Annotated in this window: 19 protein-coding genes and 1 tRNA gene; 10 read left to right on the forward strand and 10 right to left on the reverse strand. The window is 55.7% G+C overall.

The features are described from left to right. Positions 1 to 276: 276 nt before the first annotated feature. A complete protein-coding gene (gene glnE / locus SANT_RS18460; protein ID WP_025423721.1) occupies positions 277 to 3090 on the reverse strand; it encodes a bifunctional [glutamate--ammonia ligase]-adenylyl-L-tyrosine phosphorylase/[glutamate--ammonia-ligase] adenylyltransferase in 2814 nt (937 codons plus the stop codon). Between the two features lie 67 nt (positions 3091 to 3157). After that, positions 3158 to 4453, reverse strand: coding sequence for an inorganic triphosphatase (locus tag SANT_RS18465; RefSeq protein ID WP_025423722.1), 1296 nt, complete (start codon positions 4451 to 4453; stop codon positions 3158 to 3160). Positions 4454 to 4855: 402 nt separating this feature from the next. On the opposite strand from SANT_RS18465, the gene SANT_RS18470 reads away from it, so the two are divergent. Next, the gene (locus SANT_RS18470) at positions 4856 to 5476 is read left to right on the forward strand and encodes a TIGR04211 family SH3 domain-containing protein (protein WP_025423723.1); all 621 of its coding nucleotides are present in this window, start codon (positions 4856 to 4858) and stop codon (positions 5474 to 5476) included. Positions 5477 to 5577: 101 nt separating this feature from the next. After that, the gene (locus tag SANT_RS18475; protein ID WP_025423724.1) at positions 5578 to 6825 is read left to right on the forward strand and encodes a multifunctional CCA addition/repair protein; all 1248 of its coding nucleotides are present in this window, start codon (positions 5578 to 5580) and stop codon (positions 6823 to 6825) included. Between the two features lie 294 nt (positions 6826 to 7119). Here the strand turns inward: SANT_RS18475 and bacA are convergent, their stop codons facing one another. Continuing rightward, positions 7120 to 7941, reverse strand: a complete 822-nt coding sequence (gene bacA, locus SANT_RS18480) for an undecaprenyl-diphosphate phosphatase (RefSeq protein WP_025423725.1) — start codon at positions 7939 to 7941, stop codon at positions 7120 to 7122. A 140-nt stretch (positions 7942 to 8081) separates the two neighbouring features. Then, entirely contained in the window at positions 8082 to 8441 is a 360-nt protein-coding gene (gene folB, locus SANT_RS18485; RefSeq protein ID WP_025423726.1) for a bifunctional dihydroneopterin aldolase/7,8-dihydroneopterin epimerase, read from the reverse strand. A gap of 105 nt (positions 8442 to 8546) precedes the next feature. Between folB and plsY the strand changes: the two genes are divergently transcribed. Continuing rightward, on the forward strand, positions 8547 to 9176 hold the full coding sequence (gene plsY / locus SANT_RS18490; protein WP_025423727.1) for a glycerol-3-phosphate 1-O-acyltransferase PlsY: 630 nt from the start codon (positions 8547 to 8549) through the stop codon (positions 9174 to 9176). Between the two features lie 133 nt (positions 9177 to 9309). Here the strand turns inward: plsY and tsaD are convergent, their stop codons facing one another. Further along, positions 9310 to 10329 (reverse strand): tRNA (adenosine(37)-N6)-threonylcarbamoyltransferase complex transferase subunit TsaD, encoded by a 1020-nt coding sequence (gene tsaD / locus SANT_RS18495; protein WP_025423728.1) that lies wholly within the window; start codon positions 10327 to 10329, stop codon positions 9310 to 9312. A gap of 449 nt (positions 10330 to 10778) precedes the next feature. Here tsaD and rpsU point away from each other — a divergent pair, with 449 nt between their 5' ends. The 3 genes from rpsU (at position 10779) to rpoD (ending at position 14869) form a co-directional block, all read left to right on the forward strand. Further along, positions 10779 to 10994, forward strand: a complete 216-nt coding sequence (rpsU, locus tag SANT_RS18505) for a 30S ribosomal protein S21 (protein WP_001144069.1) — start codon at positions 10779 to 10781, stop codon at positions 10992 to 10994. A 127-nt stretch (positions 10995 to 11121) separates the two neighbouring features. Then, positions 11122 to 12870 (forward strand): DNA primase, encoded by a 1749-nt coding sequence (dnaG, locus tag SANT_RS18510; RefSeq protein WP_025423730.1) that lies wholly within the window; start codon positions 11122 to 11124, stop codon positions 12868 to 12870. Positions 12871 to 13021: 151 nt separating this feature from the next. Further along, positions 13022 to 14869 (forward strand): RNA polymerase sigma factor RpoD, encoded by a 1848-nt coding sequence (gene rpoD, locus SANT_RS18515; RefSeq protein ID WP_025423731.1) that lies wholly within the window; start codon positions 13022 to 13024, stop codon positions 14867 to 14869. Between the two features lie 114 nt (positions 14870 to 14983). Here the strand turns inward: rpoD and mug are convergent, their stop codons facing one another. Continuing rightward, positions 14984 to 15484, reverse strand: a complete 501-nt coding sequence (mug, locus tag SANT_RS18520; RefSeq protein ID WP_025423732.1) for a G/U mismatch-specific DNA glycosylase — start codon at positions 15482 to 15484, stop codon at positions 14984 to 14986. A 135-nt stretch (positions 15485 to 15619) separates the two neighbouring features. On the opposite strand from mug, the gene SANT_RS18525 reads away from it, so the two are divergent. The 4 genes from SANT_RS18525 (at position 15620) to SANT_RS18540 (ending at position 19190) form a co-directional block, all read left to right on the forward strand. Further along, a tRNA-Ile gene (locus SANT_RS18525) sits at positions 15620 to 15695 on the forward strand. A 561-nt stretch (positions 15696 to 16256) separates the two neighbouring features. Continuing rightward, positions 16257 to 16568, forward strand: a complete 312-nt coding sequence (locus SANT_RS18530; RefSeq protein WP_025423733.1) for a toxin HigB-2 — start codon at positions 16257 to 16259, stop codon at positions 16566 to 16568. Further along, positions 16568 to 16864, forward strand: coding sequence for a NadS family protein (nadS, locus tag SANT_RS18535; protein WP_025423734.1), 297 nt, complete (start codon positions 16568 to 16570; stop codon positions 16862 to 16864). Before SANT_RS18530 ends, nadS begins: the two co-directional genes overlap by 1 nt. Before the next feature lie 1969 nt (positions 16865 to 18833). Further along, a complete protein-coding gene (locus SANT_RS18540) occupies positions 18834 to 19190 on the forward strand; it encodes a hypothetical protein (protein ID WP_148296325.1) in 357 nt (118 codons plus the stop codon). A 360-nt stretch (positions 19191 to 19550) separates the two neighbouring features. Here SANT_RS18540 and SANT_RS18545 read toward each other — a convergent pair whose 3' ends face one another. The 4 genes from SANT_RS18545 to SANT_RS18560 all read right to left on the reverse strand — a co-directional run bounded on the left by SANT_RS18545 (position 19551) and on the right by SANT_RS18560 (position 23176). Continuing rightward, the gene (locus SANT_RS18545) at positions 19551 to 20852 is read right to left on the reverse strand and encodes an MFS transporter (RefSeq protein WP_038668790.1); all 1302 of its coding nucleotides are present in this window, start codon (positions 20850 to 20852) and stop codon (positions 19551 to 19553) included. A 3-nt stretch (positions 20853 to 20855) separates the two neighbouring features. Further along, positions 20856 to 21191: a hypothetical protein gene (locus SANT_RS18550; protein WP_025423737.1), complete on the reverse strand. Its 336-nt coding sequence runs from the start codon at positions 21189 to 21191 to the stop codon at positions 20856 to 20858. Between the two features lie 11 nt (positions 21192 to 21202). After that, positions 21203 to 22135 (reverse strand): DUF6772 family protein, encoded by a 933-nt coding sequence (locus SANT_RS18555; RefSeq protein WP_025423738.1) that lies wholly within the window; start codon positions 22133 to 22135, stop codon positions 21203 to 21205. Positions 22136 to 22438: 303 nt separating this feature from the next. Continuing rightward, positions 22439 to 23176: a GntR family transcriptional regulator gene (locus SANT_RS18560; protein WP_025423739.1), complete on the reverse strand. Its 738-nt coding sequence runs from the start codon at positions 23174 to 23176 to the stop codon at positions 22439 to 22441. Positions 23177 to 24082: the final 906 nt, after the last annotated feature.

Here is a 24082-nt window from a genome sequence, read left to right on the forward strand (position 1 = left end):
CGCTCCAAAGAGATCCTGTTCAAGGGGCGCAATAATATCACAGGCGGGAGAAATTCGCCCCCTGCGGCGCCTGGCCCTTGCCCGCCCGCGCCCGCGCCGCGTAGTCGAACCCTTGCTGCGTACCGATGATGCGGGCAGCGCGCACCCGCGAACACTGAGCGCTTCCTGCCCACGGCGGCATCGCTACGCAGCCAAGCCGCTGCCGTCAGCGGGCGTCGAGGGTATCACGGCCTGCAAAGACATGGCGCTCCGCGATTGCGGCAGCCACGGCGCCCCTCAGTCCAGCCATTGACGCCAGCAGCGGCCGATCAAGGCGCGCTCGCGGGCGAACTGCGATACCGGCACCCGACCGGGCAGCGCCTGCAGCGCCAGATGATGAAGGGTATCGCGCAGCGTGGTGTAACTGGCGCGCAGCCCATCGGCATCGTCGCCGTCAATAATCCCATGTTGGGCCATCAGCTCGAAGATACGCACATTATCCGACCAGCGCGTCAGTTCAGGCTTTTCGGCGGCGTGGCGCAGCACCAGATACTGCGCCAAAAACTCGATATCGGTAATACCGCCCTCGTCCGTTTTGATATCAAAAACGTCAGATTGCTTACTGGCCAAATGTTGCCGCATCTTGGCGCGCATTTCACTGACCTCTCGGCGCAGCGTCGCGGGATCGCGCCCGCGGCACAACACGCGGCGGCGAATAGCGTTAAACCCCTCTTGCAGAGCCGAGGTACCATAAACCATCCGCGCGCGCACCAGCGCCTGATGCTCCCAGGTCCAGGCTTCGTTGAGCTGATAATCCTCAAACGCCGCAAGCGTACTGACCAGCATACCGGCGGCGCCGGAGGGGCGCAGCCTGGCGTCCACTTCATACAGTACCCCCGCCGGGGTTCGGGTACTGAATAAATGCATCACCCGCTGCGCGAGCCGCAGATAAAATTGCCGGCCATCAATGACGCGTGGCCCGTCAGTGATGGCGTCATCCGGGCACTGATGTAAAAACACCAGGTCCAGATCGGAGCTATAGCCCAGCTCCCAGCCACCGAGTTTCCCATAGCCGATAACCGCAAATCCGGCGTCCTGGCCGGCGCCCAGATGCGAAGGACGCCCGTGACGTGCCACCATGGACTTCCACGCCTGCTGGATAACGGCGTGGATCATGGCTTCCGCCAAATACGTTAAGTGATCGCTGACCTGCATCACCGGCAGCACGCCGGCAATATCGGCGGCGGCAATGCGCAGCTGCTGCGCCTGCTTGAATTGGCGCAGCGCCTCCAGCTGCTGCTCCTCGTCCTCTTCAGGCACCCGCAGCAAGTATTGGCGTAGCTCGTCGCCATAGGCCGACGGCGCCGGCGGGTGGTAGAGGGTGGCAGGATCGAGTAATTCATCCAGCAGCAGCGGATGTCGCGCCAGCTGGCTGGCGATCATCGGCGACGCGGCGCACAGACGAATCAAGTGCCCCAGCGCGCCAGGGTACTCCAACAGCAGCTCCAGATAGGTGGTGCGGGAGACGATACTGAGCAGCACCGGCGCCAAGCGTTCAAACGCCACGTCCGCCGTGTCGCCATCGCCGATATGCGTCAGCAACCGCGGCATCAGCGCGTCCAGCACTTCCCGCCCGCGCGGGCCGAGCGTGCGTTTCGCCACATCGCGACGGAAATCGGCGACATGCTGCGCCAGGCGGGGCCAGGGAATCCCTGCGACGTCGGCCTCCGACGCCTGCGACATCGGCTCCAGCCACAACGCCGCCGCGGCGCCGGGCGTATCATTATCTTCGGCGTCGGGCGCATCATCGCCTATGAGCTCATCAAACACCGCCCTCACCGCCTGCATATGGGCGGCCAGCCTCCGGGTGAGCTGCGGCCAGTCCGCCTCGTCCATACCCCAGGCCAGACGCGCCTGATTGAGCGCGTCGGCGGGCAGCGTTTGGGTCTGCTGGTCGTTGATGCCCTGCAACAGGTTTTCCAGCCGCCGCAGGTAAAGATAAGCTGCGCCCAGGCGCGCGCTTTGCGCCGGCGCGAGCAGACCCAGTTCGCCTATTGCCGCAAGCGTCGGCAACAGCGCGCGCGCCTGGAGGCGCGGTTCGCGGCCGCCGCGGATCAATTGAAACACCTGGGCGATAAACTCTATTTCACGGATACCGCCGGCGCCCAGTTTGATATTGTCCTTCAACCCGCGCCGCCGCACCTCCCGGGCGATCATCTGTTTCATATTACGCAGCGACTGGATAACGCTGAAGTCAATGTAGCGGCGGAAGATAAAAGGACGCAGCATACTGCGCAGTTCCTGGCTATAGCGATCGCCGTCGCCGCCCATCAGCCGCGCCTTTATCATCGCATAGCGTTCCCAGTCCCGGCCCTGCTCTTGATAATAGTCTTCCAGCGCAGCAAAGCTCAGTACCAGCGGCCCGCTGTCGCCGAACGGCCGCAATCGCATATCCACCCGATAAACAAAACCGTCGACGGTAGGCTGGTCGAGCGCCTTAATCACCCGTTGACCGAGCCGGGTAAAAAACTGGGCGTTATCCAGCTCGCGGCGGCCGCCGCGGGTGAAACCGTTTTCTGGGTAAGCGAATATCAGATCGATATCGGAGGAGAAATTCAGCTCACCGCCGCCCAATTTGCCCATGCCCAAAATCAGCAGCGGCTGAGGGGTCCCGTCGGCGCCGCAGGGCGTACCCCATTCGCGACAACACGCCTGCCACAGCCAGTCGCGCGCGGCGATAATCAGGGTTTCCGCCAGCTGGCTGAGCTGGGTCAGCGTTTCGCCGGTGTCACACAGGCCGAGGATCTGCGCCCAGCCGATACGCACCAGCGTACGGCGCCGGAACAGCCGCAGCTCGCGCATTAGCGCGGTCTCATCATCCACCGCCGCCAGGCGAGAGGCCAACAGTCCGGCATAATCCCGCCACTCGCCCGGTCGAGGCGGCTGCGCCGCCAGCTCCTGCAGCCATGCCGGATGAGTTATCAGCGCGTCGCTGATGAAATCGCTCATGGCCAGCGCAGAGATGGCTGCGTCGTCCGCCGGCGCCGGCAATGCGGCCGCCGTCTGCTGCCCTTGCTGTTGCAGGATCGGCGGTAGAGGTCGCGTCATCATCGAACAAACTCCTTGCAGACAAACAGGGCTTAACGGCGGCGCGGTGGCCGCTAACGCATTTTTGCCGCTATTTTAGCCAGAATCCCACCTGCGCCAGCGCTTGCCGACGCAAATGTTCCCTATCCTCGGGTCCTTGCTGCACGATTGATTGATGCAGCGCTTTCCAGTGCATCAGATAGGCCACGACCTCGGTCGGCCGATAGGCGCCGGATAAGACATGAAAGGCCATCAGCCGCCGTTCCAGCCGCGGCAACTGTTGCAGGTATTCTTCATCGGACAGCGTGCGGCCGAACGCGACCTTCAATTCCGCGCCGCAGCGCGCAAGCGTCATGTCGGCGAACTGCCGGTAGGCGCCGGCGAGTTTTTTGCGTGTAGCCTCATCGGCGGTATTCTGCCAGACGCTGAACATTAGCCAAGAGGTCAACGCCAGTTTGGTTTGCAGATAGACGGGCAGATAACAGATCGCCTGCGGATCCGCCCGTTCGGCGGCGATTAACGGCATAATATCCGCCAGCAGCGCGCGCAGCGCGGTCGTCGCTTTCCGGCGCACCAGGTTACCCATTACGCGGAAGGTCTCGCGTATCAGCGTGATACCCTCCATCACGCCGACCTTGGCCTGCGGATCGTCGCGCAGCCAGAGCTCCTCATGGTATTGCCAATGATCCAGCGCCAGATGCAGCGCCGCGCTCATTCCCTCCTCCACCGTCGCCCGCGCGGCGGGATTAAGCAGCGGCAGCGGCCGGATGGCGCGCGCAGGATTTCCCCGCTGAAGATGATAACCGCGCGCGGCCTTGCTCAGGCTACCCAAACGAAGGCCGCCGGCATCGCTCAGTGTCCTGGCGAAGGTAAATAGATCGCGCGCGTTGCCGCTCAGCAACTCCATTTCCAGTTCGCAGATCGGCTCGCTGAGAGAGCCAGCGCTGACCTCACCTCGATCCAGCGCGACCTCGATTTGGCTTTCACCCTGCGTCACCCGCCATTTCTCACGCGCGAAATCGGTGGTGAACAGCGGCTTAAGGCGCGATTGCAGCGCGGCGGGACTCAGCCCTTCCGGCCACGCCTGCGCCGGCAGCCGTTGCAGTTCCAGCATCGGCCCCGGCAGCGGCACATTATATTCAGGGTGCTGATGTAATCCGCCGATAACCTGGCCAGCGGTTTTCATCGTCATCTCATATTGCCCGTCCACCTGACGAATGCGTAACCCTATGCCGTGGCGGCGTAAATCAAAACCGTCCGTCTCAAAATAGGTATTGGTCAATTGCCGGAGCGCATGACCGTCATGGCCCGTCGCCGATAACCGCTGCCGCAGTGCGGGCAGCGTCTCGGGCTGCACGATAAATTTTAACTCGATTTCTTCATTCATAGTGTTATATGGCCATACCGGTGAAGTTCATTGACGCTTAAGCCATCCCTAGATGAGAGCAACCACTTGAGATGACAAGTGTTAACGCCTAATCATGGCCTTAATGGACAAAACGGACAAGCCCAACGGCACTTTTCGTGCCAGGCGTGGTCAAAAGTTTTCATCGCTTTTGACGCGTTTTGTCATTTTCACCCCTCACCACCGCCACCGGCGGCGAAGAGGGCACGCCGCGCCCGTAGCCGCGCGGCGCCGGCCCGTGGATGCCGGCCTCATCGTGTAGCGGCAGCGGCAACGGCCTGGCGCGGGTTCGAGAGTAAGAGTGTTCTCATTTCGGACCCGACGTTGCGTCGTCACACTGAAGCCACTACTATCGTGCAACATTTGCTTAAAAATGACGGAATAATGCTGAAATTACGCCATATTTACTTCGCCGCGCTCGGTCTGGGTCTCGCCTGCGCCGCCAGCGCTGACGAGCAACGTTATGTTTCCGACGACCTGCTGACCTATATACATAGCGGCCCGGGCAACCAATATCGCATTGTCGGCACCTTGAATTCCGGCGACGCCGTTACGCTTATCGGCCAAAACGACGACGCCGGCTTTGCGCAGGTGCGCGATGAAAAGGGTCGCACCGCATGGATCCCGCTGGACCAGTTGAGCGCCCAGCCCAGCCTGCGCACCCGGGTGCCGGCGCTGGAGCAGCAGGTGCAGGATCTGACGCAAAAGCTCAATACCCTCGATGCCAGCTGGAATCAGCGCACCGCCGACATGCAGAAAAAAGTGGCCACCAGCGATGGCGTTATCAATGATCTCAAGAAGCAGAATCAGGCGCTGAAGGATCAACTCACGACGGCACAGAAAAAAGTCAACGCGGCGGCGGTTCAGCTTGACGATAAACAGCGCACCATTATCATGCAGTGGTTCATGTATGGCGGCGGCGTGGCCGGCGTTGGCCTGCTGTTGGGCCTGTTGCTGCCCCATATCATTCCCCGCCGCAAAAAAGACAACCGCTGGATGAACTGAGCCGTGCGCCCGCTACGGCGCCGGTGAATCGCGCGCGAGATACGGCTACACTCAATGGATAGTACCGATAAAGGCAACACCGGCTTTGCCAGGAGTGAATTGTGAAAAAATATCTGGTGGGCGGCGCCGTGCGTGACGGTATCCTGCAGCTCCCCGTCACGGAAAGGGACTGGGTCGTGGTCGGCGCGACGCCGCAAGACATGCTGGCGCAGGGTTATCAGCAGGTCGGCAAAGACTTCCCGGTTTTCCTGCACCCGAAGAGCCGCGAAGAGTATGCGCTGGCGCGCACGGAGCGCAAATCCGGTCAAGGGTATACCGGTTTCATTTGCTACTCATCGCCGGAAGTCACGCTGGAAGAGGATTTGCGCCGTCGCGATCTCACCATCAACGCCATCGCCCGCGATGACCAGGGCAATCTGATCGATCCCTATCAGGGGCAGCGCGATATCCGCCAGCGCTGGCTGCGTCATGTCTCCGACGCCTTCGGCGAAGATCCGTTGCGGGTGCTGCGGGTCGCCCGTTTTGCCGCGCGTTTTGCCCATCTGAATTTTCGCATTGCGCCGGAAACGCTGGCGCTGATGCAGCACATGACCAATGAGCTGCCGCTGTTGGCCCCCGAGCGGGTCTGGAAAGAGACCGAGCGGGCGCTGGCAACTCGTAACCCGCAAGTCTATTTTCAGGTGTTGCGCGACTGCGGCGCGCTGAAAACGTTGTTCCCGGAAGTGGATGCGCTGTTTGGCGTCCCTGCGCCGGCAAAATGGCATCCGGAAATCGATACCGGCATTCATACCCTCATGACGGTATCGATGGCGGCCCGGCTATCGGATGATATCGCGGTACGTTTCGCCACGCTTTGCCATGATGTGGGCAAAGCGCTGACCCCGCGCGAATTGTGGCCCAGTCATCACGGCCACGGCCCGGCGGGGGTGAAAGTGGTGGAAGGACTGTGCCAACGTCTGAAAGTACCCAATCCGCTGCGTGATTTAGCGAAGATCGTGGCCCAATACCATGACCTGCTGCACGGCGCCGAGAGCCTGACGCCGAAGACGCTGGTAAAATTGTTCAGCGCCATTGATGTCTGGCGCCGGCCGGAGCGTCTGGAGCAAATGATCCTCGCCAGCGAAGCCGACGCCCGCGGACGTACCGGTTTTGAAAACCATCCCTATCCGCAGGGAGATTTCCTGCGCGAAGCGTTCCGCGTGGCTGCGTCGGTTATCGCCCGCGACGTTATCACGGCGGGATTCAACGGCGCCGAGATCGGCGAGGAGCTCACCCGGCGGCGCCAGCAGGCCCTGGCCAGTTGGAAGCGACAGCAGGCAAGCAGCGACACCGAAACCATTCAGGACTGAGCCGTCGCCGTGGACGCTACGCCCAGGACGTCGACGGGCAGGCCCCCTGCCGAAGCAGTGCGCCACGCGGCCGCGAATAATGCCTAGCGCCTATCGGCGGCGTCCGCTGTACTGTTCCGCCTCGCCCCCGATCTGGCGTTATGACCACATCCCAGCGACGGGTTGGGCGCTTTTGCGCTCCTCGGCGACATCGACGCTTTATCGTTTGGCCGCCCACGCGCTAGGCGCGACGGCGGCGTTGGCCCCTATCGCTCGGCCGGCATCGGCGCAGCGAGAGCGGCCTATAACGTCCGATCAGCCGACCAAGACCCAATACACCACCGCCGCCAGAATAAAGCGATAAATGGCAAACGGCACGAACGAGATGCGCTTGATGATTTGCAGGAAGAATTTGATGGCGAGCAGGGCCACCACGAAGGCGGTGACGAAGCCGATGGCGAACATCGGAAAATCCTGCCAAGCGAGGAACGGCAGGCTTTTGTAGAGATCAAGCACCGTGGCGCCCAGCATCATCGGCACCGCCAATATAAAGGAAAACTCCGATGCGGCATAACGGCTGACGCCGACCAAAAGACCGCCGCTGATGGTGGCGCCGGAGCGGGAAAAGCCCGGCCACAGCGCCAAACACTGGAAACAGCCGATCAAAAAGGCCTGCAGATAGGTCAAATCATCAATGCCCGCCGCACGCGGTTGCTTGGGTTTCAGCCATTCCCCCGCCAGCAGAAGCAACCCCCCAACCACCAGGGCATACATGACATACTGCGGCGCGAAGATGGCTTTAATCTGCTCATGAAACACCAATCCCAGCACCACCGCCGGGATCATGCCCAGCAAGATATGCCCCAAACGCAGACGGCCGCTGCCGATCCCCTCGTGGGGTACCTGGCCAAAATGAATCCCGATAAGACCAAACAGCCGGCGCCAAAACACCACCACCACCGCCAGGATCGACCCCAACTGGATGATAACCTCGAAGGTCTTGGCCTTATCATCCGTGAAGCCAAGCAGGCTACCGACCAATATCATATGTCCCGTCGAAGAAACCGGCAGAAATTCCGTTAACCCTTCCACCACTCCCAGAATGAACGCGATAACCCACTCGTGCATATCCGCCATACAACGTTTCCCTCAAAGTCACGACAATAAAAAAGCGGCGGTATGTAAACAGACCAGCCGCTAAATCTCCCGAAAATTGAGACAAACATACGGTAATTTGGTTGCAACCGCATGGCCAAATGATTACCGCTACGCTATTTTCAGACTTTTCGCCGACCGCGCTCGATGACGACGCCGACATTGGCCGCCTGCGGTACCGCGCCGGGTTTACCGATTTTGACGCGTATCCAGGGCAATTTAAACTGGGTCATCAGCCGCTCCGCCGTCTCCTCGGCGACCCGCTCCACCAGCGCAAAACGCTTACCGTTCACGAGCGACAGCACGGCTTCGGTGACATCCGCATAGCTCAGGCAGTCCGCAACATCATCGCTACGTGCCGCCGGGCGGTTGTCCCAACCCATTTCCAGGTCGAAAACCAATTTCTGGAGGCGTTGCTGCTCCCAGTCATAGACGCCTATCACCGCCATTACCGTTAATTGCTCAATAAATACAATGTCCATGTGCCATACTCGGTTTTTGTGGCTATCGGATACCACTTCCTCGGGAATATGCGTATTATCCACAGATAGCGAAATAAAACGAATGTTGATGAATGGAATGTGGTTATGAATGCTATCGCGATTGGCATGATAATCTTCGCCTACCTGTGCGGCTCAGTATCCAGCGCGATCCTGATCTGCAAAGTCGCGCGTCTGCCGGATCCACGTACCAGCGGCTCCGGCAATCCCGGCGCCACCAATGTGCTGCGGCTCGGCGGCAAACTGGCGGCCGCGGGCGTGATGGTATTCGATATACTCAAAGGGATGATCCCGGTGTGGATAGGCTACGGCCTCGGTCTGCCGCCGTTCTGGCTGGGCCTGGTGGCGATTGCCGCCTGTCTCGGCCATATTTATCCGGTGTTCTTTCACTTTCGCGGCGGCAAAGGGGTCGCTACCGCCTTGGGGGCTATTGCGCCCATTGGCTATGATCTGTCCGGCCTGATGATAGGCACCTGGCTTCTGACGGTACTGCTCTCCGGTTATTCTTCGCTGGGGGCGATCGTCAGCGCCTTGATCGCGCCCTTCTATGTCTGGTGGTTCAAACCGCAGTTCACCTTCCCGGTCGCAATGCTCTCCTGTCTGGTGCTCTTGCGCCACCATGACAATATTCAGCGGCTGTGGCGCGGTCAAGAAAGCCGCATCTGGCGCCGCCGACAAAAAGACCGGGATATCGACCAGCAACAAAGCAAACATTGACTCACGCACCGAGCGCCGGCAATTCCCCGGCAAAACAGAACCGGCTCATGCACCGAGCGCCGGTAATGACCCAGCAAAACAGAACCGGCTCACGCACCGAGCGCCGGTAATGACCCAGCAAAACGAAACCGGCTCATGCACCGAGCGCCGGTAATTCCTCCAGCGGCCAGCGCGGCCGTACCGACACCGCCAGATCCTCCCGCGTCCCGCCCTGCAGCCGCACCATGCCGGCATAAGCGATCATCGCGCCGTTATCCGTACAAAACTCAGGACGGGCGTAGAACACCTCCCCGCCCCGCTGGCGCATCATTTCCCCCAGGCTGGCGCGCAGGGAGTGATTGGCGCTGACGCCGCCGGCCATCACCAACCGCGAGAAACCGGTGAGATCGAGCGCGCGCCGGCATTTTATCATTAGCGTCTCCACCACGGCGTCCTCGAATGCCCGCGCGATGTCCGCACGCGTCTGGTGATCATCGGCGCCGGCGCGAACGGTGTTGGCGGCGAAGGTTTTCAACCCCGAGAAGCTGAATGCCAACCCCGGCCGGTCGGTCATCGGGCGCGGGAAAGTATAACGTCCCGGCACGCCCTGCTGTGCCAGACGCGCCAGCATCGGCCCGCCGGGATAATCCAGCCCCAGGAGCTTGGCGGTTTTGTCGAACGCCTCGCCGGCGGCATCATCAATAGACTCACCCAGCAGTCGATATTCGCCGATACCCGTCACCGCGATAAGCTGGGTATGGCCGCCGGAAACCAGCAGCGCCACGAACGGGAACGCCGGCGGGTTTGCCTCCAGCATGGGCGCCAGCAGATGCCCCTCCATGTGATGCACGGCGACCGCCGGGACCCGCCAGGCATAAGCCAGCGCGCGGCCGACGGTGGCACCGACCATCAACGCGCCAACCAATCCCGGTCCGGCGGTATAGGCCACCCCGTGGATATCTGACGCCTGCATACCCGCCTGCGCCAGCGCCGCCTGAATCAGCGGCACGGTTTTGCGGACATGATCGCGGGAGGCCAGCTCCGGCACCACCCCGCCATAATCGGCGTGCAGTTTCACCTGACTGTACAGCTGATTAGCCAGCAACCCTTGATGCTGATCGTAAATCGCCACGCCGGTTTCATCGCATGACGTCTCAATACCCAATACGTGCATAGTCATTACCACCCTTTTTTGCGGCGCACAGTCTATCATAGTCTACGCCGCGACGAGGCGTTGGGACCACGCTTTGGCGTAAACCGCTATCTTTCCGGCGGCCGTCATGATAAAAAAGCCGGCCTGTCGCTGACCTGCCCCAGCAGGATCCCGCGTCGATCGACCGCGATCTTGCCGTTAGCCCAAGCCGCCGCCCTAATTAAACGATTACGCCGATTGATACGGGTTTTTTCATCGGCAGTTCTGCCCAGTGGCGTTTTTTTTGCGCGCCTCTGGCGCTATTTTGCTCCTGACATCAGCGGCTTGTGCCGCACGGGGCGCGAGGATCATAAGATCATGCAGCGCGGCGCTTTACAAAGCGGGCAGGCTTGAAGTAAAATTCCGCACCATTTTGAAAAGGCTGGCACAGGTCAGCGACAAAATCCGAATTCTATCGAGGTGAGAGGCACATGCCGGTAATCAAAGTACGTGAAAACGAGCCCTTCGACGTAGCACTGCGTCGCTTCAAGCGTTCCTGCGAAAAAGCGGGTGTTCTGGCCGAAGTTCGTCGTCGCGAGTTTTATGAAAAACCGACGACTGAACGTAAGCGCGCTAAAGCGTCTGCCGTTAAACGTCATGCCAAGAAACTGGCTCGCGAAAACGCACGCCGCACTCGTCTGTATTGATTTTCCGGGGTGCGAGCTACCCCGACCGCGTGATTAATCCGCAGACTTAGCTGTTGCATACGAAGGCCGTGCCGTCCGGAAGGATTGCGCGGCTTGTTGTCGTTCAAGTGCTTACCTGACAGGGCTTATGGCTGGACGAATCCCACGTGTCTTTATCAATGACTTGTTGGCGCGTACCGACATCGTCGATCTGATCGATGCGCGGGTAAAGCTCAAAAAGCAGGGCAAGAACTTTCACGCCTGCTGTCCATTCCATCATGAGAAAACCCCGTCGTTTACCGTGAACGGCGAAAAGCAGTTTTACCATTGTTTTGGCTGCGGCGCCCACGGCAACGCCATCGACTTTTTGATGAATTACGATCGGTTGGAGTTCGTTGAATCCATCGAGGAACTGGCCGCCCAACACGGCCTGGAAGTGCCGTATGAAACCGGCTCCGGCCCGAATCAGCAGGAGCGCCATCAGCGTCAAAGTCTGTATCAGCTGATGGACAAGCTCAGCGGCTTTTACCAGCAGGCGTTGAAGGCGCCGACGGCGACGCAGGCCGATCACTATTTGCAACGGCGCGGGCTAAGCGAAGCGGTCATCGCGCATTTCGCCATCGGCTTCGCGCCGCCGGGCTGGGATAATGTCATTAAGCGTTTCGGCCGTTCGGCCGAGGATCGCGCCGCGCTCAACGACGCCGGCATGCTGGTGGTCAACGACACCGGTCGAACCTACGACCGTTTTCGTGAACGCATCATGTTTCCGATCCGCGACAAACGCGGCCGCGTTATCGCCTTCGGCGGGCGGATATTAGGCGAGGGGCAGCCAAAGTACCTCAACTCGCCGGAAACCGACATTTTCCATAAAGGCCGCCAGCTGTACGGTCTGTATGAAGCCCAACGACAGCATCCGGAATTATCGCGGCTGCTCGTGGTCGAAGGGTATATGGACGTAGTGGCGCTGGCGCAGTTCGGCATCGACTATGCGGTGGCTTCGTTGGGCACCTCGACCACCGCCGACCATATTCAACTGCTGTATCGCGCCACCGATCGGGTGATCTGCTGTTATGATGGCGATCGGGCCGGGCGTGAAGCGGCCTGGCGCGCGCTGGAAAACGCGCTGCCCTACCTGAGCGACGGCCGCCAACTGCGTTTTATGTTCCTGCCGGAAGGCGAAGATCCCGATACGCTGGTGCGCAAAATTGGTAAAGAGGCGTTTGAACAGCGCATCGAACAGGCGCAGCCGCTATCGACGTTTTTATTTGAAACGCTGATGCCGCAGGTAGATTTAAGCAGCCCCGACGGCCGCGCCAAACTCAGCACCCTGGCGTTGCCGCTGATAGGACAAGTGCCGGGGGAGACATTGCGTCTTTATCTACGCCAGCAGTTGGGCAATAAACTGGGGATCCTTGACGACAGCCAGCTGGAGAAACTGCTGCCCAAGGCGGCGCTAAAGGCAAATATTTCACCGCAGCCGCGGATAAAACGCACAACCATGCGTATACTGATAGGATTGCTGGTGCAACATCCGCGGCTTTCCGCCCTGGTCCCCACGGTCCAGGGGCTTGAGCAGGCAAATCTGCCGGGCGTGCCGCTGTTTATCGAGTTAGTCGAGGCCTGCCAGGCCCAGCCGGGGTTAACGACCGGCCAACTGCTGGAGCATTATCGGGAGAGTAAATTCTCCTCACAGCTTGAAACTCTGGCGACCTGGAACCACATGATCATTGATGAGATGATCGAGGCGACATTTGTCGACACCCTGGCGAGTCTTTACGACTCCATACTTGAACACCGCCAGGAAGCGCTTATCGCCCGCGACCGGACCCACGGCCTAACGGCCGAAGAACGCCAGGAGCTCTGGTCGCTGAATCAGGCGCTGGCGAAAAAAACCTGAATGACGAGGCTTAATTGCCTATATCTGGCAGGGCAAGACCCTGCGCAATGCCGTATTGGGCTACGGCGCGAAACAAAGCCCAGATCTCTTGTTGGTGATGCGCTTTCACCAACCAACACCGATTATTACTCTGAAGTGTGGATACCGTCTTATGGAGCAAAACCCGCAGTCACAGCTCAAGCTGCTTGTCACACGTGGTAAGGAGCAAGGCTATTTGACCTTTGCCGAGGTCAATGACCATCTGCCGGAGGATATCGTCGACTCCGATCAGATCGAAGATATCATCCAGATGATAAATGACATGGGCATCCAGGTGATGGAAGAAGCACCGGACGCCGATGACCTGCTGCTGGCCGAAACCACCTCCGACACCGACGAAGATGCGGCGGAAGCCGCGGCGCAGGTCTTGTCCAGCGTCGAGTCCGAGATTGGCCGCACCACCGACCCGGTGCGCATGTATATGCGCGAAATGGGTACCGTGGAGCTGCTGACCCGCGAAGGCGAGATCGATATCGCCAAACGTATCGAAGATGGCATTAATCAGGTTCAGTGCTCGGTCGCCGAGTACCCTGAGGCCATCACCTACCTGCTGGAACAGTACGATCGCGTCGAGGCCGGCGAGGCCCGCCTGTCCGATCTTATCACCGGCTTTGTCGATCCCAACGCGGAAGAAGATATGGCGCCCACCGCGACCCATATCGGCTCTGAACTCTCCGCCGACGAAATCGCCGATGACGACGACGAGGATGAAGAGGACGGCGACGACGACAGCACGGACGACGATAACAGCATCGATCCGGAGCTGGCGCGCCAAAAATTTGTCGAGCTGCGTGAGCAGTATGAAATCACGCGCAATGTCATCAAAACCAACGGGCGCAGCCATGCCAAATCGGCCGCGGAGATTCTGAATCTTTCCGACGTGTTCAAACAGTTCCGCCTGGTGCCGAAGCAGTTCGATTACCTGGTCAACAACATGCGCGCCATGATGGATCGCGTGCGTACCCAGGAACGTTTGATCATGAAGCTGTGCGTCGAAATCAGCAAGATGCCGAAGAAAAACTTCGTCACGCTGTTCGCCGGTAATGAAACCAGCGAAAGCTGGTTCAAAGCCGCGTTGGCCATGAACAAGCCCTGGTCGGAAAAACTGCATGAGGTCGATGATGACGTGCATCGCAGCCTGCAAAAGCTGCGGCAGATTGAAGAAGAAACCGGTCTGACTATCGAGCAGGTGAAGGATATCAACCGCCGCATGTCGATCGGCGAAGCCAAGGCGCGGCGCGCCAAGAAAGAAATGGTCGAAGCGAACCTGCGTCTGGTTATTTCCATCGCCAAAAAATACACCAACCGCGGCCTGCAGTTCCTGGATCTGATCCAGGAGGGGAACATCGGTTTGATGAAGGCGGTGGATAAATTTGAATACCGTCGTGGTTACAAATTCTCGACCTACGCCACGTGGTGGATCCGCCAGGCCATCACCCGCTCTATCGCCGACCAGGCGCGCACCATCCGCATCCCGGTGCATATGATTGAGACCATCAACAAGCTCAACCGTATCTCCCGGCAGATGCTGCAGGAAATGGGACGCGAACCGACGCCCGAAGAGCTGGCCGAACGCATGCTGATGCCGGAAGATAAGATCCGTAAGGTACTGAAAATCGCCAAAGAGCCTATCTCCATGGAAACGCCTATCGGCGACGATGAAGATTCGCATCTGGGGGATTTCATCGAGGATACGACCCTCGAGCTGCCGCTGGATTCCGCCACCTCCGAGAGCCTGCGTTCAGCGACCCATGATGTGTTGGCCGGTCTTACCGCGCGCGAAGCCAAGGTGTTGCGCATGCGCTTCGGTATCGATATGAATACCGACCATACGCTTGAGGAAGTAGGGAAACAGTTCGACGTCACCCGCGAACGTATTCGTCAGATCGAAGCGAAAGCGCTGCGTAAACTGCGGCATCCGAGCCGGTCTGAAGTGCTGCGCAGCTTCCTGGACGATTAAGTCCCGTTGTGGCAGGCGTGGAACGGCCTGTCACAACGCACGATAAAACCCCGCGGACACCCGCGGGGTTTTTTATTGTCCTTCGCTTAAGCGGCGGTATGGCCCGTGCGCTGGTCAGTAGGGAGGGAGCGTGTCGGCCAGTGCGCGATAGGCCGCCAGCAGCGCATCACCGCTCATACGGTTCAGCCCGCTGGGATTGGGCAGTACCCAGAGCTGCGTTACGCCGATGCGCCGTTCCTGCCGTCCCCAGGGGGCGTTCCTTACCTGAAACGCCTGGCAATACGCTTGCTTACCTAAAATCGCCAGCGCCTGCGGCTGATAGGTTTCTATCTTGGCCATCAGCCGCTCGCCGCCCTGGCGGTATTCCGCCAGCGACAGCTCAGAGGCTTCGGTAGTGGGTCGCGCCACCAGCATGGTGATCCCGCAGCCGGTCTCGAGTAGCCGCTGCTCTTCCTCCGGCCGCAGCTGACTTGAGGTAAACCCCGCCAAATGAATCGTTTTCCAGAAACGGTTGTTGGGATTGGCGAAATGTACCCCTTTATGTGCGCTGGATAACCCCGGATTGATGCCGCAAAACACCACCCGTAGCCCTTGCCTGAGAATATCTTCCATTATTGATCCCTCTCATTTATCTCTGGCACTGGCGCCGAAGTGTTAACGATTCTAGCCAAAAAACGGCGATAAATCATCCATCTGGCGGGGGAGACTATAGACCCCGTTGGCGCCATCATTTATAATCAACGCCCACTCGGCCCCTTAGCTCAGTGGTTAGAGCAGGCGACTCATAATCGCTTGGTCGCTGGTTCAAGTCCAGCAGGGGCCACCACATTAAGTGATTGAAATCATGAAATTAAGCCATCCCTCACGGTGGCTTTTTTGTTATCTGTCTTGCCACTGCCCCCTTTTGTCCCCTACGGATCAGCTTGATACCGACAACGCACTGATTAATCTCTTTTTTGGTTGGGTGATAGAGACCGAACAAATCCCCCATCATCTGCAAATACGTTTTTTCTACTCTGGTAATGTGAGAAGGATCACTCTGAATTGAAAAAATGATCAGGACACCTCCGCCGCTCTTACTTAGCTCCAATTGTGCGATGTCGGGTAAAGTATCTGCTGTCGTTAATAGTCGCTGGTTTTACGAAGCACGGGCAAATAGCTATTGGTTATTCCACTGGTGACAGTTTTCACGGCTTCCCCTTACGGTCAAAAATATTAAGCACCCAACGACGAAACTCTTTGGCAACCCGCGTTCTGGCGCACATAGCCAGCAGGTGGGCACCACGCAGCGAGAAAAACGTGTAATGTTCGCTGGACTGTACGCCATTGACTTAGACCCACGATGTGATAGCATTGTTTAAAGCATACGCCATTGACGTACTAAATCATGCTGTTTATCGAAACCCATATTTTCACCGAAGATGTAAAGGAACTATTGAACGATGACGAATACCGTGAGTTTCAGCAGTTCATGGCAGATAACCCCGATTGGGGGGATGTAATTCAAAATACTGGCGGGCTGCGTAAAATCCGTTGGGCGGCCAGAGGCAAGGGCAAACGTGGAGGTGTCCGAGTGATTTACTATCACAAGGTCACTGAATCACAAATCAGGCTGTTGCTGATCTACAAAAAAGGCGTCCAGGATGATTTATCCGAGGGCGACAAGCGCCAGTTAAGGGCGTTAACCGAGGGCTGGTAATGGAAAAAAAACTATTTGAGCGTCTGAAAGAAAGTATGATGCAAATGAATGAAATCATCGAGGGTTCCCGCGAACCCTCTCGCGAGACAAATGTTATCGCCGTTAAGGTTAAAGCTATCAGGACGGCTACAGGGTTGTCACAAAGCGGGTTCGCTAAGCTGATTTCGGTCAATGTTGATACGTTAAAGAATTGGGAACAGGGCAGACGTGAACCCACTGGGCCAGCTAAGGCTCTTTTGAAAGCCATTGAGCGCGACCCGTTACACGTGATCCCAGCGCTATCAGCTAAACCGTGACCAGTAAATTTTAACCAGCTTGCGAGCTGGTTTTTACCCCCCTCAGATGTTTAATATCGCAGTTTGCCCCCTACGTTAAATTTTAGCCGTCATCGGACAACCGTGACAACCATTACGCCCGATAAGATTACCGTTTAATAAACTGATTATAAATAATTAAAGGTTGTTATGATTCCGATAGATCCCTTTAAGTTTATAAACCTTTATCACTGCTAGTAAAAAATATTGAATTGTTCGAGAGTATGTAATTACTCCGTTACTGAGTATGCGACAGACGCAAGTGAAATAATAGCAACTTGATGAAGCGCTGGTTGGGAAAAGTATTTGCAGTTCAGTTTTCGTCACAATTATCCCTTAAAGATTACCAAGCAAGACTAGTCCGGTTCCCCCCGTTTACTGTATTCCGTTGATGACTGGAGTTTAACACTCACGTTATCGTTGTTGACTCCGCATGGGGTCTGGCTCCGGCTTTCAGCACGTCAGTCCGTCGACTATACAAAAATTGAAATTTATGAAATCCATTTCACACACTTCAGTTGGTGAGCGGCCGTCAAAGCCTTAGCTCTGGCACGGGTTGGTCTGATAGTTTGTATGGTCAACAAAACTAGAATCATTTCCATGGCGAAAACCGCAGGCGGGTACGGTGTAGCGCCGTTTTCGTCACTTCCATAATTATTCCGTCCTATTCACGCAGCGTTGCAAAGGTGGTACGTCATTTATAATTATTTTTCTGCTTTGGGCAAGGTATAAATGATGGACCTATTGAGAATGCGTTTGTAGGATATAAAGAAAAAATGCATTAATTCGGGTACGGTACAAGGAGGGAATAGCGGAAATTAGACAATGATTGGAGAGAAAGCTTCGATGAGTTCATCGGCACGGGTACCGTTGCCACGCATTGCCGCCGCGTTGGTCGGCGCGCCGGTGTTGCTAAGGCTATAGTCAGCCGTCTGCTCCGTCAGTTGCTTTACGACGTCTTATCAGTACAGTCGGTGGAACTGATAGTAAGGCAATCCTATGCTTGTCTTCAAAGCGGTAATAAATTCCCGTTATGACAATAGGCAGAGCACGATCATCATCATATTCAGCCCTGGGCGTCCGCATGAAATAAATTGCGGGCTACACTAAAATCCGTTAAGGCATTTTTATCGCCATATAATTCTGAGAGATGACTGATGAACCGGGAATTCTAAATACAAGGATTATCATATTGAATTACTCCTTCCTCGATTAGCAAAAAAATCATTGGAATTTCGCCATTAAAGGCTTCACATCCTGATATCTATCCTCTTGTTTTCATTTGTCAGCTTCGTAAATTGGACGGCTTTCTAAAGAGTTTACTCCAGGACTCTAGAACAGTGGTTTGCTACAGGCGCCAATAGTTTGTGACAACCAGAGCGTTGCTGGCGCATGGCTAGGAGCCAACGTGTTATGGCAAAGAAGAGGAATCAATATTCGTGTCGGTAACGGAAGCCCTTGAAGCTGAGCGGGAGTTGGAGATAAACTCTGTAGGTCAAATTGAACGTGCGCTTGAGCGACACCTTCTACGCCGCAATCGAGAAAACTATAACCTATACCCTAACTTGATATTGACTTATTATCAAACTCATCACCATATATTTCGTGACGCTGCTCATGCTTATGATTTGAAGCCGAATACGTCGTCGATGGGAAAATGGCAACAAAATTACCTGTTCATAATTAATCGTGACGGGGATCCTAACAATCCTTGATAAATACATCAAACATCGTGACTTACCTATCGACGCCCGACCCAAAACCCCAGCCGCCCTATATCATCATCATTTTCGCCATGAAATCAATCTATGCCTAAGAAATCTTTTCTATATATCTTAGAACCGCCGAGGCTGAAAAATTGAACAATTAAGAGATTATGACAGTTTGTGAAACGACCAGAGAAATTTCTTTAATATTTGCTGATTGAATCTTTATAAAATTGGGAGTCATCATGAATAACTTCTATAGGTTAATGTTCGCTTTAATTTTTTTACCGCTAATGAGTTTGGGGATAACCAAACAGAGCAATGCTTATCAACTCAAAGGCAAAGTAACCGGACTTTTAGCCACCAATGATAAATGTTATGTGGCAATACACGACGACAATGATAAATACTATTCTGACCAGTGGCACTTAGCCAAAAGCGATGCGATATGTCATTTTGCCAAAATGGCTTATTTAATGAACATATCGGTAATTACCGAGGTCGATATTGATTTTGCTCCAGCGAATGCCAATAACATACAATCCATTGAAATCTCAAATCGTAAAGTTACTTGGCCACCGTATACTGAAGATAATAAATGATTTAACAATAACCGTCTGTTGTACGATAGAACACTCTTTCACCAAGTCACTCAGGCGCGGTTGCAGGTTACCTGCGGTCACAGTTGACGTTGTGCTTTATCTGAAGTGGCTGCGGAAAAGAGGTTAGGACGTCACTCTAAGGGGCATATGCCTTATGAGCAGGATATAAAACGGGTAAGAGATTTAGCATGGCTTTACCTATCACCGCACACGACGTCAACCGGTTGCATCTACGCCAAGGGCAACCCGGTTTCTCTTTCATTTGTGTTCCAAAGGTCTTATCCGCCTGCCGCGCAAATTGGCCGGCGATAAGTGTGGGTTTGGATCAAAATACTCGCCCGCCCAACGGGCGAGCGATGATTAATACTCCGTGGCCGTTTCGTTGCGCGTTGGCTGGTCTTGCCAGTCGTGATGCCCCTGGTTTAGCAACAATGCCCCTATTGCGGCCAGAATCGCCAGTGAAATGGCATAAACGGCAATCGGCCACCATTCCCCGCCGGCGCTGCTTTGCAGTGCAACGGCGATAAACGGTAATGTTCCTCCGGCAATGGCGCCCGCAAGCTCACGGCTGCTTGCCATACCGGTGTAACGTATATGGGGAGGAAAAGCCTCCGACAGCATAGCCGCCTGCGCGCCGAGCATGGCATCGTTGCACAAACAATAAATCAGGAACATCCCTAGCCAAATCAGGCCCTGTTCTCCGGTATTCAGCAATAAGAAGAACGGCACCATTAATACCCCCAGCCCGAAAGCCCCCGCTAAAAAAACTTTTTTTGCGCCAAACTTATCGCTCAAAGCGCCGGCCGAAGGAACGGTAATGAATTTGATAAAATTACAAATCATTACCCCCATTACCCCCACGCTCTTATCAACGCCGACGTGCGCGACAAGGTACGTTAGCGCAAACGCCGAAGGCAAATAGGACGTGACGTTTGGCCCGATGCTGAGTAGAAAAGCCCCAATAAAATTGCGTGGCTTACGCTGAATAATTTCAAACAGCGGAAGGCGTTTTGCGGGATGCGTCGCTTTGGCGGCGTTAAATTCCGGGCTCTCGGCGACCCCGATCCGTATCCAAATACCGACAATACCGATGACAAATGAAGCGACAAAGGGGATGCGCCATCCCCAACTAATCATCTCTTCTTTTGGCATTTGCTGGACGGCGATGATGGCGAGACTCGCGATGATCGACCCCAACGCATTTCCCGCGCCGGGAATTGAAGCGAACAGGCCCCGGTTCTTTTTCCCCGCATGTTCGGCGGATAATAATACTGCGCCTGAGTATTCACCGCCCGCAGCAAACCCTTGCCCAAGTCGGCAGATAACCAGCAATATCGGCGCCCAGAGGCCAATAGTATGATACGCCGGTATCAGCCCGATAAGCGTGGTGGAGACGGCCATGAGCACCAGGGTAAAAAACAGCATACCTCTGCGCCCGAGTTTATCCCCTAAGGAACCGACAATTAGACCGCCAAAGGGACGCGCGAAAAAACCAACGCCGAAAGTGGCAAAGGAAGCGAGAACACCGTAAGCGCCGCTCATTTCGGGAAAAAAAACATAGGGAAAAATTAGCGCGCTAGCCATACCGTATAGCGCAAAATCATACCACTCAAGAGCGGTCCCCACCGTCGAGGCCAGGGCAGAACGTTTTGGATCGGACATAACCTACCCCTTCAATGCCAAATGCAATGTGATCATCGCCGTTTGTGCGGCGCCTTCCAGGGAGAGCTCAAGTCGCAACCATCCGCCGAAATGGGATTGCGCTATGGCGGTTAATCCCGGTTCGCTGATAAGCGTGGCATCACCGGGCGCATTGACCCAATGCACGCCATCAGGCGAAATTTTTGGCCTGACCACTATCGTGTTGAAGTCGGCTATGTCTGGATGCACCGTCAAAAAGAATAGCGCTTCATTCGCCCAGCCGCATTCATAAGGTTCACTGGAAAATTGCCGGCTGATAGGCTGGCGCAGTTCAATGACCGAGGTATAAAACTCTTTCATTATTATATTCCTTACTTGGCAGGATTAACGTAACCATCGGTGGAAATGACTACTGAATCAAGGTAAAGAAAAACCCGACGGTTTGCCCCGGTTTCGATAAAAAAAACAGGATTCAATAATCCAGTAATGCCTTTATATTCCGGGGCTAGCGTGGGTTGTTTTCCGCGGAGATCCATAATTTTATCCATACATTGCAATTCCACATATTCCCGCCGTGAAACATCAATGGTTAATCGCAAATACATCCAATTAATTTTGTCATCCGCTTCATTAGCGACCAGATCCTGATCCCCTCCCTCAATCCATTGAAACCCATCGCCCGCGCCATCAGCCTGGCGTTGCCCATACCATTGCCCATCGACCCCAACTTTGTGCCAGCCGTCATGGCCGTAATTCCAGCGCCGGTGATCAACCCCCTCGCTTACCCGAAAATATTGCCAGCGTTTGATCTGTTCCCCATCGGCGCTGTTGACGTAGCGAACGCCCGGCATCCAACGATTTCCCTGGCTTTGTAAATCAACAAAACAGCCGAAGGCCCGCACATCTCTATCGCCGATTCCAGAAACGGAGGGTTCGGGCGTATAGGTGAACCAGGCCTCAACCTGCAATAAATGCAGGCTGCCGGGTACCGCCATACGTTTAATCGCCAGTCCCATGCTCCCAGGGGCCGGCGGCTGGTCAATGGGCGCACTGTTGGCGCGCGTGGTTAACTTTAAAGACCGGCTTCCGCTCATTGCGCCATGGGTGCCCATCATCGGAAAGGTAGCGGACGAGAGCATTGTCGGCCCCCAATGAATAAGGTCGATTTCTTCAGAATGCGGCGCGAAACCGGATTTAACAAAATTCGGCCTCAAATCGAGCCAACCGTTATGGCCATGATTAAAATCATCGAAGGTGATGATCTTTTCGAGGGGATTATATTTTGCAAGGCTGTAATTAACCATGGCGCTCTCTCTTATTTTAGCGATAGCAATACCGGCCATTAACGCGAATGGCGAGGTAAATATTGGGGAGTGTCGGTTTGACGCACGGCGCATACCGTCACGCTTATTATTATCTCGCGTGCGACAATCGCCTGCTTTTTATATCTCTCGTTTACTAAAGCAGAAAGTATGAAGTGAGCATAATAGCGACTTCAATTACGGGTAAAGTCGCTTGAATCGATTATGTGAAGCAGAACACAAAATTGGTCTGACTTAATGCTGACAAACGCCATTTCGGCCGGACCAATTTTAATGGCTACCAGCTCAATCGCTGTTCAGTGGTGAGGACGTAAACATGTAGCCGTCGAAATCGGCCGCCGCTGTATCTGCCAGCTTGAGCATTTTATTTTTCACATTTTCAATATGTTGCCACATTGCACGCTTCGCTCCACGGGCGTCGCGGCGCTGAATCGCTTGTACAATACGTAAACGGTCTTCATACCACTCCCAGCGCGCGCTAAAATCGCTGGTGTCACGATGTTGATTGAGCCACATACCGGACCGGTTGCGCAATTTCCAGCTCTCTTGCATGATGGCCACCAATGCGGCATTTTGCGTCGCCGCCGCCACCAGATAGTGGAAATGCTCATCCGTATCATCAGCAATGATGCCGGAAGAGAGCTGCTCCCGTTCCAGCTCGATTGCTTTACGCAGTTCCTGAATGTCGTTTCTGTTCGCCTGAAGGGCGGCAAAGGAGGCGATTTCACTTTCCATAAGCTGCCTGGCCTGTAATAGCTCAAACACGCCGCAGCTCACGCTGTCCGACAAAGCCTCCGAGGATAATGTCGTTTCAGGCGATGGCAGGACATAGACACCGGAACCTTTGCGGATTTTGACGCATTGCTCCAGTTCCAGCAGGATGAGCGCTTCTCTGACGACGCTGCGGCTGACTTCAAATTGCGCCGCCAAATCGCGCTCCGCGGGCAATTTATCGCCAGGTTTGAAAGCGCCTCGAGAAATGGCATCGCGCAATTTCTGTCCAATTTCTTGGTATAGTCTCATGCTCACCCTATTCATTTTGTCTATAAGGCTGGACTGACCACCCTCCCCTCCTTTGGTCAGTCCAATAGTGGTTTTATCATAACGTCTCCTCCGCGCAATAGCCAATGGCCAATCGCGCTGCCGTTTGCGGCGACGTCATCCACAACGCGGGCGGCAATAACCACGGTTGCGCCAATCCGCTTATTTCTTGATCCACCTTACGCTGCGGTAATGTCCACCCTGTCAACCGCAGGACACGGTATATCGGCATTGGCCCTGGCGGCACGCAAAACAGAAAAACGTCGGTGTGACCCCAAGGGTGCCCAGCGTCGGCTATCCAGGCTCCGTGATGCGTCAGAAAACGCTGATCGCCCTCGCAGAAATATGCCGGTAAAAACGAGATGAACTCCGTTGTGCACGGTGAGACAAATGATTGACCCTTTGCGATTGCCCTAGCAGAAAGAGACGAAATGCGGCTGGTTATCCGCTGGTAAGCCAGCGGGTCAGCATGAGCATTGGGCCATTGACGGTTGCGAATTATGCGCAGCGCCGGCGTCATAAGGCTTCAAACTTCAAACTTCAAACTTCAGGCTTTAGGCTTCAGGCTTCAAGCTTCAGGCTTTAGGCTTTAGGCACGAAGTGAGTGGAAAGAGGTAGGACGTCAAAGGAAAGAGATTAACAGTACGAGGCTTCGAGTATCGAGCATCGAGCATTAAGCAGCAGGAGGCTGGAGGCAGGAGGCAGGAGGCAGGAGGCAGGAGGCAGGAGGCAGGAGGCAGGAGGCAGGAGGCAGGAGGCAGGAGGCAGGAGGCAGGAGGCAGGAGGCAGGAATTATCTGTTTTCGGCGTGTCATCGTCCATCATCTTTCTTTTCTTTCAAGGATTATGTAGTCTGAGGCCATCTTGATTCATGGAGCGTTCCATTTTG

Source organism: Sodalis praecaptivus (assembly GCF_000517425.1).
In the GTDB taxonomy this organism is placed as follows: Bacteria; Pseudomonadota; Gammaproteobacteria; order Enterobacterales; family Enterobacteriaceae; genus Sodalis_A; species Sodalis_A praecaptivus.